Origin of the sequence: Methylobacterium sp. UNC378MF (assembly GCF_900103195.1) — a bacterium.
Classification (GTDB): Bacteria; Pseudomonadota; Alphaproteobacteria; order Rhizobiales; family Beijerinckiaceae; genus Methylobacterium.
Map to the genome: position 1 here is coordinate 179,478 of NZ_FMWU01000007.1, position 13,807 is coordinate 193,284.

General features: G+C 70.8%; 11 protein-coding genes. 6 read left to right on the forward strand and 5 right to left on the reverse strand.

Annotation, left to right across the window (positions count from 1 at the left end):
• Nucleotides 1–69: 69 nt before the first annotated feature.
• From BLT59_RS09660 to BLT59_RS09675, 4 genes are all read right to left on the reverse strand, one after another.
• Nucleotides 70–1,740, reverse strand: coding sequence for a methyl-accepting chemotaxis protein (locus BLT59_RS09660; protein ID WP_091778845.1), 1,671 nt, complete (start codon nt 1,738–1,740; stop codon nt 70–72).
• 154 nt (nt 1,741–1,894) lie between these two features.
• On the reverse strand, nt 1,895–3,583 hold the full coding sequence (locus BLT59_RS09665) for a methyl-accepting chemotaxis protein (RefSeq protein ID WP_091778847.1): 1,689 nt from the start codon (nt 3,581–3,583) through the stop codon (nt 1,895–1,897).
• Between the two features lie 529 nt (nt 3,584–4,112).
• The gene (gene hslV / locus BLT59_RS09670; RefSeq protein WP_091778849.1) at nt 4,113–4,640 is read right to left on the reverse strand and encodes an ATP-dependent protease subunit HslV; all 528 of its coding nucleotides are present in this window, start codon (nt 4,638–4,640) and stop codon (nt 4,113–4,115) included.
• 113 nt (nt 4,641–4,753) lie between these two features.
• On the reverse strand, nt 4,754–5,524 hold the full coding sequence (locus BLT59_RS09675) for an SGNH/GDSL hydrolase family protein (RefSeq protein WP_244513916.1): 771 nt from the start codon (nt 5,522–5,524) through the stop codon (nt 4,754–4,756).
• Between the two features lie 368 nt (nt 5,525–5,892).
• Between BLT59_RS09675 and BLT59_RS09680 the strand changes: the two genes are divergently transcribed.
• From BLT59_RS09680 to BLT59_RS09690, 3 genes are all read left to right on the forward strand, one after another.
• Nucleotides 5,893–7,131: an MSMEG_0565 family glycosyltransferase gene (locus BLT59_RS09680; protein WP_091778949.1), complete on the forward strand. Its 1,239-nt coding sequence runs from the start codon at nt 5,893–5,895 to the stop codon at nt 7,129–7,131.
• On the forward strand, nt 7,124–7,402 hold the full coding sequence (locus BLT59_RS09685; RefSeq protein ID WP_091778853.1) for an MSMEG_0570 family nitrogen starvation response protein: 279 nt from the start codon (nt 7,124–7,126) through the stop codon (nt 7,400–7,402). The genes BLT59_RS09680 and BLT59_RS09685 overlap by 8 nt, the downstream gene beginning before the upstream one ends.
• Nucleotides 7,403–7,498: 96 nt before the next feature.
• Nucleotides 7,499–7,798, forward strand: a complete 300-nt coding sequence (locus BLT59_RS09690) for a hypothetical protein (RefSeq protein ID WP_091778855.1) — start codon at nt 7,499–7,501, stop codon at nt 7,796–7,798.
• A gap of 161 nt (nt 7,799–7,959) precedes the next feature.
• Here the strand turns inward: BLT59_RS09690 and selB are convergent, their stop codons facing one another.
• Nucleotides 7,960–9,900, reverse strand: coding sequence for a selenocysteine-specific translation elongation factor (selB, locus tag BLT59_RS09695; protein ID WP_244513924.1), 1,941 nt, complete (start codon nt 9,898–9,900; stop codon nt 7,960–7,962).
• Nucleotides 9,901–10,259: 359 nt separating this feature from the next.
• Between selB and BLT59_RS09700 the strand changes: the two genes are divergently transcribed.
• The 3 genes from BLT59_RS09700 (at nt 10,260) to BLT59_RS09710 (ending at nt 13,722) form a co-directional block, all read left to right on the forward strand.
• Complete coding sequence (locus BLT59_RS09700; protein WP_091778859.1) at nt 10,260–11,777, forward strand: CYTH and CHAD domain-containing protein; 1,518 nt, start codon at nt 10,260–10,262, stop codon at nt 11,775–11,777.
• 89 nt (nt 11,778–11,866) lie between these two features.
• Entirely contained in the window at nt 11,867–13,033 is a 1,167-nt protein-coding gene (locus BLT59_RS09705) for a carboxylate-amine ligase (RefSeq protein WP_091778861.1), read from the forward strand.
• Nucleotides 13,034–13,260: 227 nt separating this feature from the next.
• Complete coding sequence (locus tag BLT59_RS09710) at nt 13,261–13,722, forward strand: tellurite resistance TerB family protein (protein WP_091778863.1); 462 nt, start codon at nt 13,261–13,263, stop codon at nt 13,720–13,722.
• Nucleotides 13,723–13,807: the final 85 nt, after the last annotated feature.

The window sequence follows — 13,807 nt, forward strand, 5'->3', positions numbered from 1 at the left end:
GGGATTGCCGGTCGGGTACGCCGCGCAGGACTGTCGCTACGGTTGCGGAGCCCTGCGGTCGCGGTGCAGTCAGGCCGCGCGCACCTGGGAGACGAAGCCCGCCACCTCGCCGCCGAGCCCGTTCGAGCGGCGGGCGATGTCGGCGGCGGCATTCAGGACTTCCGCGGCGCTGGCGCCGGTCTCGCGGGCCGCATCCAGGACCAGCGCCATGGTCTCGGTGACCGCGCGGGTGCCGCTGGCGGCCTCGGAAACGCTGCGGGCGATCTCCTGCGTCGCCAATTGCTGCTCCTCGACGGCCGCCGCCACCCCGAGGGCGATCCCGTGGACCTGCTCGATCGTGCCGCCGATCTCCTCGATCGCGACGACGGCTTCGTGCGTCGCGGCCCGCATGGCGGCGATCTGCCCGGCGATCTCCTCGGTCGCCTTGGCGGTCTGCGTCGCCAGATCCTTCACCTCGGTGGCCACGACCGCGAAGCCGCGTCCGGCCTCCCCCGCGCGGGCCGCCTCGATCGTGGCGTTCAGCGCCAGCAGATTGGTCTGGCCGGCGATGGTGGAGATCAGCGAGACGACCTGACCGATGCCGTCGGCGCTCCGGGCGAGGGCCTGGACGCTCGTCCGGGTCCGCCGTGCCGCCTCGACGGCGCTCTCGGCGGCCGTCGAACTCTGCGTGACCTGGACGCCGATCTCGCTCGCGGTCGCCGCGAGTTCCTCGGTGGCGGCCGCGACGGCCTCGACATTGTGGGCGGTGGTCTCGGCGGCGCGGGTCACGGCCTGGGACTGCGTGCCGGCGTGATCGGCATTGCCCGCCATGGTGGCGGCGGCACGCTCCAGCCCGGCGGCCGCTCCGGCGAGATGATCGACCAAGCCGCCGATGCTGCCCTGGAAGCGGTCGGCGAGACCGGCCATCTCGGAGCGCTTGCGCGTCGCGGCGTCGACCTGCAGCCGATCGTGCTCGCGGCGCAGGATCTCGGATTCCCGCATCGTGTCGCTGAAGACCTGCATGCTCGTCCAGATCGCACCGATCTCGTCACGCCTCGGCTTGACCGCCGGGAGGGTGGTGTCGCCGCGCGAGAGACGCTGGATCGCATCTGAGACCGCCCCCAGCGGCTGGGCGATCTGCCGCTGTCCGACGAACAGGCCGATGGCGCAGCAGATCAGCGTTCCGGCAACTGCCAGACCAAGCAGAAGCAGCGTGCGCGCGTGGAACAGGGCCTCGGTGTCGGCCTTGATCGCGGTCATCTCCGCCCGCCCCTGCTTCACCAGGGTATCGATGCTGGCCTGGAAGGCCTTGCGGTTCGCGCGGTTGGCGTCGTTGAACCCGAGTTCGGCGGCCGCCTTGGGGCCGGCCGTGTCGCCGGCCTCCGCGAGGGCGCTGCGGAGGGTGCGGAATGCGTCGGCGTGGCGCACCATGGTCTCGAAGAGCGGCCGCTCGGCCTCGGTCACCCGCGGCGCCCAGTCTGCCTTGAGCGCATCCATTTCGGCCAGACCCTTGCGGATGCCGGCCGTGTACTTGGCGGCCTCCGTCCGGTCGGCCGAGGCGTAGACGCCGCGCGAGTCCATCGTCACCTCGGCGGCGAGGCGGTTGAAGTTGGCCGCGTCGAGGGCCCGGATCGAGGCGCTCTCGACGCTCGTGAGGGAGCGCTCGAAGCTCTGCAGCGTCGCGACGCTCACCCCGGCCACGACGAGCGTCGTCAGGCTGCAGGCGCCGACGAAGCTCAGGAGTTTTCCGCCGATTTTCATGCTGATCCAACCGTCGTGGCTCGGTTGGCGCTAAAATGCCGGTTATTCGTCAAGGCGCCGTAAACTATCGCCGTCCGGAATTATTTGTGTTCGCCGCTGAACGGTAATCCGGCCGCGGCTCGGCGCGGCACGGAGCGTGCCACGCCGAGCCTGCTCACGCCGCCCGCACGGTGTCGAGGAATCGGCTGACTTCGGCGGCCAGATGCTCGGATTGCCGCGACAGTTCCGAGGCCGCGTCGAGGACCTGGCCGGCGGCGACGCCGGTCTCCTCAGCGGCGCTGGCGACGCCGGAGATGTTGCTCGTCACCTCGCCGGCGCCGATGGCCGCCTGCGCGACGTTGCGGACGATCTCCTGGGTGGCCGCGCCCTGCTGCTCGACCGCTGCCGCGATCGAGGTGGCGACGCCACTGATCTCCCGGATCCGCTCGGTGATGCCGCTGATCGACGTGACCGCCTGGCCGGTCGAGGCCTGGATCTGCGCGATCTGGCCCGAAATCTCATGGGTCGCCTTCGCGGTCTGCTCGGCCAGCGCCTTCACCTCCGAGGCGACGACGGCGAAGCCCTTCCCGGCCGCTCCGGCGCGCGCCGCCTCGATGGTGGCGTTGAGAGCCAGCAGGTTCGTCTGACCGGCGATGTTCGAGATCAGGCCGACGACGTCACCGATCCGCGAGACGGAATTGCTCAGCTCCTGGACGAGGGCGCCGGTCTGATCGGCGTCGGCCACGGCCCTCTGCGCCAGATGCGCCGAACCGTCCACCTGCCGGCCGATCTCCTGAACGGAGGAGCCCAGTTCCTCAGCTGCCGCTGCGACGGTGTTCACATTGGAGGCGGCCTCCTCAGCGGCAGCCGCCACGGTGCTGGACTGGCCCGATGTCTGTGAGGCGGTCGCCGACATCGTCCGGGCGGTCGCCTGCAACTCGGTGGCCGAGGACGACACCATCCCGACGATCCCGCCCACGGCACGATTGAAGCTGTCAGCCAGCTCGATCATGGTCCGGCGCCGCTCGGCCGCAGCGGCGGAATCGGCGATCCGCTTCACCTCGGCCTCTTCGGCGGCCTTCTTGGCGACCATGGCCTTGATCCCGTCCACCGCGCGCCCGACGGCACCGATCTCGTCGCCGCGCGCGGCCTCCTTGATCTCGGCTTCGATCTCGCCCCGGGCCATGCGCTGGAGCACCGCGACGAGGCGGGCGAGGGGGCGGGTCAGCATCGCGAAGACGAGGAAGGCCAGCAGGCCCGCGATGACGACGCTGGCGATGCTGCCGAGAAGGCTGGCGAGGTAGGCGGCGCCGAAGGAGCGCGCCTGCTCGTCGCTCCGGGCGGCGAGGAGGTCCCGCTCGGCCTTCTCGGCGTCGCCGATCTTCGCGCGCAGGGCGTCCATGGACGCCTTGCCGGCGCCGCTCGCCTCGATTTGCCGGGCCTTGTCGAGGTTCCCCGCCTCGACGAGGGCGATCTCCTTCGCGGCGATGTCGTTCGCCCACGTCTCGGCCGAGCTGCGCACCCCCTCCAGGCGCGCCTGCTGCGCGGCATTGTCGGCGGTGAGCGACTTGGCGCTCTCCAGCGACGCCTTGAAGGCCTTCTGGCCGTTGTGGAGCGGCTCAAGGAATTTCGCGTCGCCAGCGATCAGGTAACCCCGCAGGCCGGTCTCCTGATTGACCATCGACTGCGTCAGGCCGTCGAGGGCGGAGATGACCTGATAGGAGTGCTCGGTCAGGTGATTGACGCGTTCGATCGAAGATAAATGATTGTATCCGATAGCACTGATCCCGACCGTGACCGCCGCCAAGCTGCCGAATGCGGCAGTCAGCTTCGTTACGATCCGCACGTCATTGATCGAGCGCATAGTCAGTCCCCAGGGGGTCATTCAGGAATTTGAATACGGTTCCCTGCCGCGTGTGATAAATTATACGATGTAAATTTTGTATTACTTCACGCTGTGTCGCTCTGAATAGATGGGCGCAACGGTGGTTGAAAAAGTGTCATTCCCAATCAAGAGCCGGTGATCGCATCGCGCTCTGCTGTTGTCGGGTTGTGCAACCTGAGATGAGAGACGCTATGTGGAGATACGGATCAGGGCGACGTTTCCAGCGCGGATTCAGGACGGTGATCTATCCATCGACGAACGACGCAGGATCGTAGTCAGGCGCAGCGCAATGCGCGCGGAAGCTGTCGCTTCCCGCCTTCAGCCGGACGCTCCCCGCGCATTTGCCGAGCGCGTCCGAGCAACAGCTCTGGGCGAGATGCGCCGCCAGGAAAGCGTCTCCGACGATGGTCGGGCAGGATCGACCGATCGCGCGCTGCGTCCCGGCTCCAAGTCGAATCCGCGACGGTGACCCTAGAGCCGGCGAGACCCGGCCCTGCGAAGCCGGGCCTCAGGTGTCCAGCGCCTCGATGACCAGATTGCCGTTGGTGTAGACGCAAATCTCCGCGGCGATCCCCATGGCCCGCCGGACGATCGCCTCGGCGTCGAGGTCGCCGTCCTCCAGCGCCCGGGCGGCCGCCAGGGCGTAGTTGCCGCCCGAGCCGATGGCCATGACGCCGCTCTCGGGCTCCAGAACGTCGCCCGAACCCGACAGGAGCAGGCTGACCTCGCGGTCGGCGACCAGCATCATCGCCTCGAGGCGGCGGAGGTAGCGGTCCGTCCGCCAGTCCTTGGTGAGTTCGACGCAGGCCCGGGTCAGCTGATTGGGATATTGTTCGAGCTTGGCTTCGAGACGCTCGAACAGCGTGAAGGCATCCGCCGTCGCGCCGGCGAACCCGCCGATGACCGCACCCTTGGCGAGGCGCCGGACCTTGCGGGCATTCCCCTTGACGATGGTCTGGCCCAGGCTGACCTGGCCGTCGCCGCCGATGACCACCCGGCCGCCCTTGCGCACCATCAGGATCGTGGTCGCATGCATCTGGGGGATCGCGCCCCGGTCTTCGTACCTGAATGCGTCCTGGCTCAAGGTTCGGCTCCGCTCTCGACCGCGCCGAGATGGGGAGCTTCGCCGGCCGAGTCCAGCCGGCAGCTCTACTCCGCGACCGCCTCGGGGCTGCGCACCGGACCGGCATCCTGGAGGATTGACCGCGCGGCGGCCTCGGCGAGGAGGGCATAACCGCGATCGGCCATGTGCAGCCCGTCCGAGGCAAAGAGCTGCTTGGTGGTCAGCTTCCCCTCGCGCACCCAGCCATGCATGAGGTCGGCCCGCCGAATCACCGGGACATCGAGCTCCTCGCCGATGCCGCGCACCGCGTCGCGGAAGCGGGAAGCGCCCGGCGTCGATTCGAGCTTCGGGCACCACTGCGGCTCCATCAGCACCACGTCGATCCCGGCTTCCCGGATCCGACGGATCGCCGAGACGGTCGCCTCGCGGAAATGCTCGATCGAGACCCCGCGCAGCGGATCGTTGCTGCCGGTCTGCCAGATCACGAGCTGCGGCTCGGCCGCGATGACATCGCGGTCGAGGCGGGCCAGCATGTCGTCGACGTGCTCACCGCCGATTCCGCGGTTGATGACCGCCACGTCCATCCCGTGCAGCTGCTTGCGGAGGTTGATCTGCAGGCGCGCGGGGTAGGCGTTGGCCGGGCTCGAGGCGCCGATGCCCTCCGTGGAGGACGAACCGAAGGCCACGATCTTGAGCGGCGCCCCGATGGCGATCTGGCGGGCGACATGCGGCAGGTCCGGGCTCTCGTTCAGGTCGAAGCCCAGCATGTCCAACGAGTCGGGAAGAAGGTCCGCGTAGGCGAGAACCGCCGTCGGCAGGAGCAGCAGGCCGGCCAGCAAGCCGAGGCGACGCAGCATCCTGCGGGCAGGCCGGGCGGGAAAGACAGTGTTCGGCGATTGTGACACGGGACCGTCGGCTCCGGCTCTCGTGAGCGGTAGATACAATCTGACACAGGCCGCTGAAAAGAGCGGTTCCGTGCTGAGTTTAAAATCGCAATGAATTCGTAACACAAAATTAGGCGGTTGTTGGGAAGCGGCCGCTTGCCTGCGGTTTATCAGCCACAGCGCCCCGAGGTGTCGGCGCCCGCCGGGGCCCGTTTCCGCTTTTCGGGACCCACGCTGCCCGATCCGGCACGAACAATGCGACCGGGACCGTGCGCATCTCCGGACCGGCGGCGGGGAGCGTGATCGGGGCTTCGGCGCGCCCCGGTCGGCTGCGGGCCTCCATGAACCGTCCCAGGGTCGACCGCTTGCGTATCGCGATCCTCACGCATTCGACCGACCCGCGCGGCGGCGTGGCCCACGCCCTCGCTCTCGGAGAGGCCCTGTGCGGACTCGGCCATGAGGCGGTGGTGCATGCGCCCGACCCGACCGGCCGCGGCTTCTTCCGCGCGGCGCGCTGTCCGGTCATCTCGGTCGCGGCCAAGCCCGTCGCCGGACCGTCCGCCGTGGTGGTCGGCAGCCGGATCGGCGATTACCTCGCGCATTTCTCGACCCCCGCCGCCTGCGACTTCGACATCTTCCATGCGCATTGCCGCATCAGCGGCAACGCGCTCGCCACCCTGACGCGGCGACGCCTCATCCCGGGCTTCGTCCGCACCGTCCATCACATCGAGACCTTCGCCGACCCGCAGCTGGCGCACTGGGAGGAGCGGGCGTTTCTCGATGCCGGGCGCCTGCTCTGCGTCAGCCGCACCTGGGCGGCGACGCTGGCGGCCGAGTACGGCGCCCGGGCCGACGTGGTCGGCACCGGCGTGGACGCCTCCTCCTACACGCCCGATCCCCGACCCGAGGACGAGGCGCTGCGCGACCGCCTGGGTCTCGGCGGCGGACCGGTCTTCCTCAGCGTCGGCGGCTTCGAGGCGCGCAAGAACACGCTGGCGATCATCGAGGCCTTCGCCGCCCTCCGCCGGGCCTGCCCCGACGCGCAGCTCGTCGTGGCCGGCGGCGCGTCGCTCTTCGATCATGCGGGCTACGAGGCAAGGTGCTGCGCCGCCCTCGAACGCGAGGGGCTCGAAGTCGGCCCGGGCCGACCGGTGATCCGCACGGGCGCGGTGGCGCAGTCGGACATGCCGAGCCTCTACCGGCTCGCCGATACCCTGGTCTTTCCCTCGCTGATGGAGGGCTACGGCCTGTGCGTGTTGGAGGCGATGGCCTGCGGCACGCCGGTGATCGTCTCGAGGCGCCCGCCCTTCACCGAGTACCTCGCTCCCGGGGAAGCCCTGTCGGTGGATCCGGAGAACACGGAGGCCATCGCGGCATCCATGCAGGCGAGCCTCGATCCGCGCCAGCGGGCACGGCTGCGCAACGCCGGCCGGGAGGTCGCGCGGGCCCATGTCTGGGAAGCCTGTGCGGCGCGCCACCTGCCGACCTACGCGGACCTCGCGCCCGGGGGCCCGCCGGCGATGCCGGCAGCCACCGGCGCGGCAGCCTGGAATACCCTGCGGATCCCCCGCGATGCCTGAGATGCGCTTCCACATCCGCTGGCCGGACGGCACCAGGGAGGCCTGCTACGCCCCCTCCCTGGTGATCAAGGATCACCTCGCCGTCGGCCAGGATTACCCGCTCGACGAGTTCGTCGCCCTGAGCCGCCTCGCCCTGGGCATCGCCAGCGAGCGTGTCCGCGCCCGCTACGGATTTCCTTGCGGTCGCGCCCTGGCGCAGCTCGCCCGGATCGAGGAAGCCGCGCGCAGACAGGAGCCGGGGACCGTCCATGTCGAGGCCTTCGAGCTGTGAGGCCCGGCTTCGGAGCGTGCGGCGAGGCGACGCAGGGCAGAGCCGCGCCCGGTCGGGTTGTTCGGATCACCCACGGTTCGAGCGAAGGCGCAGGCGATGATGACCCGGATTGCGGTGACCCTGATCCTGACCGCGTCGCCGGCTGCGGCGCAGACGCGTCCGTCCAGCACGGACATGACCTGTCAGCAGACGATCCGCCTCGTTCAGGCGCGCGGCGCTCTGGTCCTCGGCACCGGCGGCATGACCTATGACCGGTTCGTCCGCGACCGCTCCTTCTGCGAGCCCACCGAACTCGCCAAGCGCGCCTTCCGGCCGACCCGCGACAACCCGAACTGCCTGATCGGGTACACGTGCTACGAGCCGGGGGCCGGCGACTGGTTCGGCGCGGATGACTAGACCGAGCCTCGACCCGGATGACCGGCTGACCCCGCGCTCATCCCGGGGCCGGGCAGCGGAGCCCGGGATCCCCGGACGCTCCAGCCTGCCCCTCCGGGTCCGGGACCGCCGCCGGGGCCCCGAGCCTGTTCGGAACGGTCGGAGCGATCACGACAACCGCGTCAGCCTTGGTCCGGGGCAGCGCGCCCGGCTTCGAGGGATACGATCATCCGGCGATCCCCGGCCCGGCGGGTGAACCCCGTCGCGTCGAGGTGCTCCAGCAGCGGGATCGAGAACTTGCGCGAGATTCCCAAGGTCGCTCCTGCCTCCCGGGCCAGAAACCCGGCCTCCGGGGTCTTCGCCTCCGGGAAGGCTTCGACGAGGCGTGTCTTGGCGCCGGCCACCGCTTCCCGATGGAACAGAACGGCCCGGCGCTGAACCCGGTCGACGGCGCGGATCACCGTCCCGGACCCAACCAGATAGGTGAGCGCCTCGCGGCGCCGCACGTCGCGGCCGACGGCGTCGGCTTCGTCGGGCGGGTTGAGGCCGGCCCGGCGGAAGATCTGCTCCAGCCTCCGGGCGGCCTCGCTCTCGTTGCGCGCCGGGTCGAATTCCGCCCGCCGCCACAGCGCACCCGCCTGAGCGACGGAGCCGGCGGCCGCAAGGTCGCGCAGCACCGCGCCGGTCACCGCCTCGGGTAGGGCCAGGGTGCGCGCGAGGCGCTCGAGGGCGATCCCGTGATCCATCGGGCTGTCGCGGTGATGATGGGACAGCGCCGCCAGCGTGCCGGCGCGCAAGGCCTCGAAGGCTGCCGCTCCCACGTATCGGTCGCCGATCCCACGGGCGCCCCCATCGGACAATATCTGCCGGACCCGATCCGGCGATACGCCGGAAATCCGGGCGAGGTCGATCAGTGGCGCTCCGGCCGCGCCGAGCTGTCCGAGGCGGACCGTAATCGCCTGCGCGGCACTCCCCGCCGCGAGGGCGGCGAGATCGGCCATGACCCGCGGGTCGTGGCGCCGCAGACGGCGACTCGCCGGGTCGAGGATCCGCCCACCCGCCAAAGTGACGGAGGGCGAATCAAGCCGCAGTACGAATGGCTCCCGCGCCGGCACCGCCACGGGTTCCGCGAGATGCACCTGCGCCTGGGTGCTGGCGCCCGGCTCGAGGACGTCGCGGTCGAGCAGCCGCAGCCGCGCCTCGGCCTCGGTGGTTCCGAACAGCAGGCGACAGCGCATGCCGCCGGCCAGAGCCTCCGGCACGTTCGTGGCCGCGGTGATCGCGACATCGAGCCATGAACTCGGAGCGAGCAGGCCCGGCAGTGACAGCGCCTGCCCGCGGGCGATCTCGTCGAGGTCGATCCCGCGCAGCGCGACCGCAGTGCGGCGTCCCGGCTCGGCGCGCTCCACCGGACGGCCATGGATCTGGAGGCCGCGCACCACCGCCGTGCGACCGCCGGGAGCGATCTCCACGGTGTTCCCGACCGCGAGCGGCCCGCGCCGCAGCGTCCCGGTAACGACGGTGCCGAAGCCCGGTCGGGAGAAGACCCGGTCGACCGGCAGGTAGGGGAAACCGTCGTCACGGCCGGGTTCCGTCTCCGCCAGCAGCGCCGACAGGGCCGCCGACAGCTCCCCTAGGCCGGCGCCCGTCACCGCCGATGTGGCGATGACCGGACCGGCCTCAATCCCGGCGCGGAGAGCGGCGGCGGCGATCTCGGCCGCGCGGGCCGCCAGGGTCTCGGGTGTCGCGAGATCCGCCTTGGTCAGCGCCAGGACGCCGCGGCGCACGCCGATCAGCCGGGCGATCTCGAGATGCTCCACGGTCTGCGGCTTGATCCCCTCATGCGCGTCCACCGCCAGCAGGACGGACCGCATACCGGTGGCGCCCGAGATCATGGCGCGGACGAACCGCTCGTGACCCGGCAGGTCGACGAGGTCGATCTCGCCCGGATCGGCGTTCAGCAGCGCGAAACCCGGCACGATGGACACGCCGCGGGTGCGCTCTTCCTTGAGCCGGTCGGTCTCGACGCCTGTGAGGGCCCGCACGAGGGCCGTCTTGCCGTGATCGACGTGCCCGATCACGCCGACGAGGAGTGTCTTCAAAGCAGTCACCGACCGGACCATCTCCGCGATACCGCCGTCCACCCGGGGCGCACCGCTCGCTCGGAAGGGAGATCCGCCGCGCCGGCGCGTTGCGGCGCCGTGGGTCGCCGGACGGTCGGGGTCGGCGCTTGCGAGGCAGATGGATTGTGGACAATCTGTCTTGCCATGTCGTGCCGTTTTGGGAAAGCGCGATTTTAGCGCAGCGCAGCAAGCATCCGCAGAACCGGCGAGCCACCCTCTCCGCTTGACGCCGGTAGCGCTGCCGCCTTTGCTGGAGCGCGTGCGTCGGACGGTCACGCCCCGATGCCGGTTTCGCCCGCCGCGATGCAACCGGAGGGCATCCCTGCCTCGTTAGCGAGGCGGGTGACGAAGAGGAGCGAATGAGCGACACCGATAGCAACGCCGCGGCCGAGCCCCGCGAGATCGAGCTGAAGCTCGACTGCGCCGGGCCGGACCTGACGGCGCTCGCGTCCCATCCCCGGCTCAAGGACGCCGCGGCCGCCGAGCCCGAACTCCTGGTTTCGACCTATTACGACACGCCGGACCGCGCGCTCCGCGAGGCCGGCCTGACCCTGCGCGTCCGCGCCAAGGGCGGACGGCATATCCAGACCGTGAAGGCCGGAAGCGGCGGCGTCGGCCTGTTCGATCGGTCCGAGTGGGAAACCGAGATCGCCGGGGAGACGCCGGACCCCGCGGCCTGGGCCGACACCGCGGCCGAGCCGGTCCTGCGCGAGGCCGACGCCGCGCTGGAGCGTCTCTTCGCCACCGTGGTGATGCGCCGGGAGATCCCGGTTGAGCAGGGCGCATCGCGCGTGCTCGTCACCCTCGACGAGGGCCGGGTCGAGACCGCGAAGGGCGACGCGCCGCTGTGCGAGATCGAGCTGGAACTTCAGGCCGGCGAGCCCGGGGACCTGTTCGCGCTGGCGCAATCGCTCGCTGAGACTGTGCCGCTGCGCCTCGGCGTGAAGGCCAAGAGCGCCGTCGGTTACGCGCTGCTCGACGGCACCGGGCCGGCGGTGGTGAAGGCCGAGCCGGTGGAACTGCCCGAGGGAGCGAGCGCCGGCGAGGTCTTCCGCCAGGTGGCGCGCGCCTGCCTGCGCCATATGCGTCTCAACGAAACCGCCTTTCTGGAAGGGGGGCGCCCGCCCGAGGCCCTGCACCAGATCCGCGTTTCCCTGCGCCGCCTGCGCTCGGCGCTGTCGCTGTTCGCGCCCATGCTGGGGAGCGATCCACGGGCGGCGGGCTTCAACGACGAGATCAAGCGGGTCACCGAGCCGTTCGGTCACGCCCGCAACCTTGACGTATTCCTGAGCGACACGCTGCCGGATCTCGCCAAGCAGCGTCCCGACGAGCCGGGACTCGACGAGTTGCGCAAGCGGGCCGAGGCGGAGCGCGCCGTCGCCTACGACGCCGTGATGGGGACCCTGGAAAGCCCCCAGTGGCGGGCGCTCATCATCGACTTCGCAGGCTGGGTCGAGGCCGGGTCCTGGGCCGACGGGCCTGACGCTGCCGTCGACGGGCGGCACTTCGCGGCCCAGGTGCTCGACACGGCGCGGTCGCGGCTGAAGAAGCGCGGGCGCGGCCTCCGGCACCTCGACCCGCATACCCGCCATCGGGCGCGGATCGCCGCCAAGAAGCTGCGCTACGGCGCGGAATTCTTCGCCGGCCTCTACCGGAAGAAGAAGGCGCTCCGCCGGCAGGCGAAGTTCGGCGACGCGCTCTCGGACCTGCAGGACCATCTCGGCGCCCTCAACGATCTGGAGACGGCCCGGGCCATGACCGAGAGCCTGTCCGGGCCGCCGATGCCGGGTCCGGACGATCCCGGGGCACAGAAACTGCTGGATGCGGCCGCGGAGGCCCGGTCCGAACTTCTCGACGTGAAGCCCTTCTGGCGCTGACGCTCTTCATGCCGCCGCGCGGCCCGGATTCGGGGCGGCGCGGCGGAATTCGCCGGACAATCGGCCCGGGGCGCGGGCAGGGAGCGCGAATGGCTCACGCCTACAGGTTCGGCATCGAGGAGGAGTTCTTTCTCGCTGATGCCCGCTCGCGCGGCACGCCGCGCGCTGGACTCCGGGCCTTCCACGCTGCCGTGCGTGCCCGTCTCGACGCGGCCGAACGCGAGCAGCTCCAGTGCCAGGTTGAGGTGGCCTCGCCGCCGACCGCCGATCTCGCTGAGGCCCAGGCGCATCTCGCGGAACTCCGCAGCGCCCTCGCCGAGATCGGCGCCGAGCGGACCATCCTGATCTTCGCGGCCGGCACGCATCCGACCGCCCGGTGGCACGACCAGCGGCCCACCGACAAGGCGCGCTACCATGGCATCATGGCCGACCTGCGGATGCTCGGCCGGCGCAACCTCGTCTGCGGCCTTCACGTGCATGTGGAGGTTCCGGACCCGGAGGCGCGGATCGGGCTGATCAACCGGCTGCTGCCGTATCTCCCGGTGCTCCTCGCGCTCTCGGCCGGATCGCCGTTCTGGCAGGGGCAGCCGACGGGTCTCGCCGGCTACCGGATGCGCGCCTATGCGGAGTTGCCGCGCACCGGCGTGCCTGAGCTGTTTGCCGATCCCGCCGACTACGCACGCTACGTCGACGTGATGACCCGGACCGGCGCCATCGCGGATGCCAGCTATCTCTGGTGGCACCTGCGCGCGTCGCTGAAATACCCAACCCTTGAGCTGCGGGTCGCCGACAGCTGCACGCGCCTCGACGACGCGCTCTGCATCGCCTCCCTGTTCCGCTGCCTCGTCCGCCGGGTGGTCCGGGACCGGCGCCTCAATGCCGGCCTCACCGCCGCGTCCCGCGGCTTCGTGATGGAGAACCTCTGGCGAGCCGGCCGCGACGGCGTCCGCGCGACGCTCATCGACGAGGTGCAGATCCGGGCCGTGCCGGTCTCCGAGCTGGTCGAGACCCTTCTCGCCGACATCGCCGAGGATGCGGACGCGCTGGGCTGCCGCCCGGCCTGCGAACAGGCAACCCGGATCGTCTCGGAGGGAACGAGTGCCGACCGGCAGATGGCGGTGTTCGCAGCGGCGTGCCGCTCGGGCGCCCGGGCGCGCGCGGCGCTGTCGGCCGTCGTGGACCATCTCGCGGCCGAGACCGCCGCCGGCTCGAAGTGCGGGCCTGGGGGGCACCCGAACATCGCTCCGGCGGCGTGACGGCAAGCGCGGATCCGGCTGAGGGGGGATCGCCGAGGCCGCGTTCCGTCGGCCGCGCTTGAGAACGCGGTCGGCCCAATGAGTCGCATGCCCATGTTGCCAAAGGATGTCTGGTCGTCGCAGTCGCGTGCGATTATGGCCGGTCACGTGCGGGTGGGTTCCCTCCGCGCCGCGCTCTGCTATCCCTCCCGTTCAAGCAGCCCCCGACCGTCGGCCGATCCTCCGGAATGAGCCTCCTGCGCGACCTCTTCGGCCATGTCGGCCGTACCGTGACGGCCTATGCCGGCGACAAGGCGCTGATGCTCGCGGCGGTCTCGGCCGCCGCCAACGTCATCGTGGCCGACGGCGAGGTCGCCGGGCCGGAATTCGATGCGGCGCTGCACGGCCTGAAGGCCGACCCGGTCCTGATGAAGGGTTACGACGCGCTGATGCTGGAGACCGCGCTCTACGAGGGTATCGCCCGGGCGCGCACCCGGCTCGGCCGGGCCGAGAACCTGCGCCACGTCACGGCCATCGCCGAGCGGCCGCCGAACCAGCGCGAGAACGTCTTCCTGATCGCCGCGGACGTCGCCGATCAGGACGGGATCAGCAATATCGAGGCGAGCGCCCTCGGCGAGATCGCCGTGGCCCTCCGGGTCGACGCGATCGGGCTGCTCCGCGCGAATCCGGTCCGGCGCCCGCCGGCCTGACCATTCCGGCTGGCATTGCGGTTGCTCGCCGTGGGAGCGCTTCCGGATCGGCCGCGCCCGCCTATAAAGACCCCGTCGCACGGCG

Coding starts and splice junctions, on each gene's coding strand:
- BLT59_RS09660 (WP_091778845.1), bottom strand. CDS start 1,740: ATGAAAATCGGCGGAAAACTCCTGAGCTTCGTCGGCGCCTGCAGCCTG.
- BLT59_RS09665 (WP_091778847.1), bottom strand. CDS start 3,583: ATGCGCTCGATCAATGACGTGCGGATCGTAACGAAGCTGACTGCCGCA.
- hslV (WP_091778849.1), bottom strand. CDS start 4,640: ATGCATGCGACCACGATCCTGATGGTGCGCAAGGGCGGCCGGGTGGTC.
- BLT59_RS09675 (WP_244513916.1), bottom strand. CDS start 5,524: ATGCTGCGTCGCCTCGGCTTGCTGGCCGGCCTGCTGCTCCTGCCGACG.
- BLT59_RS09680 (WP_091778949.1), top strand. CDS start 5,893: ATGAACCGTCCCAGGGTCGACCGCTTGCGTATCGCGATCCTCACGCAT.
- BLT59_RS09685 (WP_091778853.1), top strand. CDS start 7,124: ATGCCTGAGATGCGCTTCCACATCCGCTGGCCGGACGGCACCAGGGAG.
- BLT59_RS09690 (WP_091778855.1), top strand. CDS start 7,499: ATGATGACCCGGATTGCGGTGACCCTGATCCTGACCGCGTCGCCGGCT.
- selB (WP_244513924.1), bottom strand. CDS start 9,900: ATGGTCCGGTCGGTGACTGCTTTGAAGACACTCCTCGTCGGCGTGATC.
- BLT59_RS09700 (WP_091778859.1), top strand. CDS start 10,260: ATGAGCGACACCGATAGCAACGCCGCGGCCGAGCCCCGCGAGATCGAG.
- BLT59_RS09705 (WP_091778861.1), top strand. CDS start 11,867: ATGGCTCACGCCTACAGGTTCGGCATCGAGGAGGAGTTCTTTCTCGCT.
- BLT59_RS09710 (WP_091778863.1), top strand. CDS start 13,261: ATGAGCCTCCTGCGCGACCTCTTCGGCCATGTCGGCCGTACCGTGACG.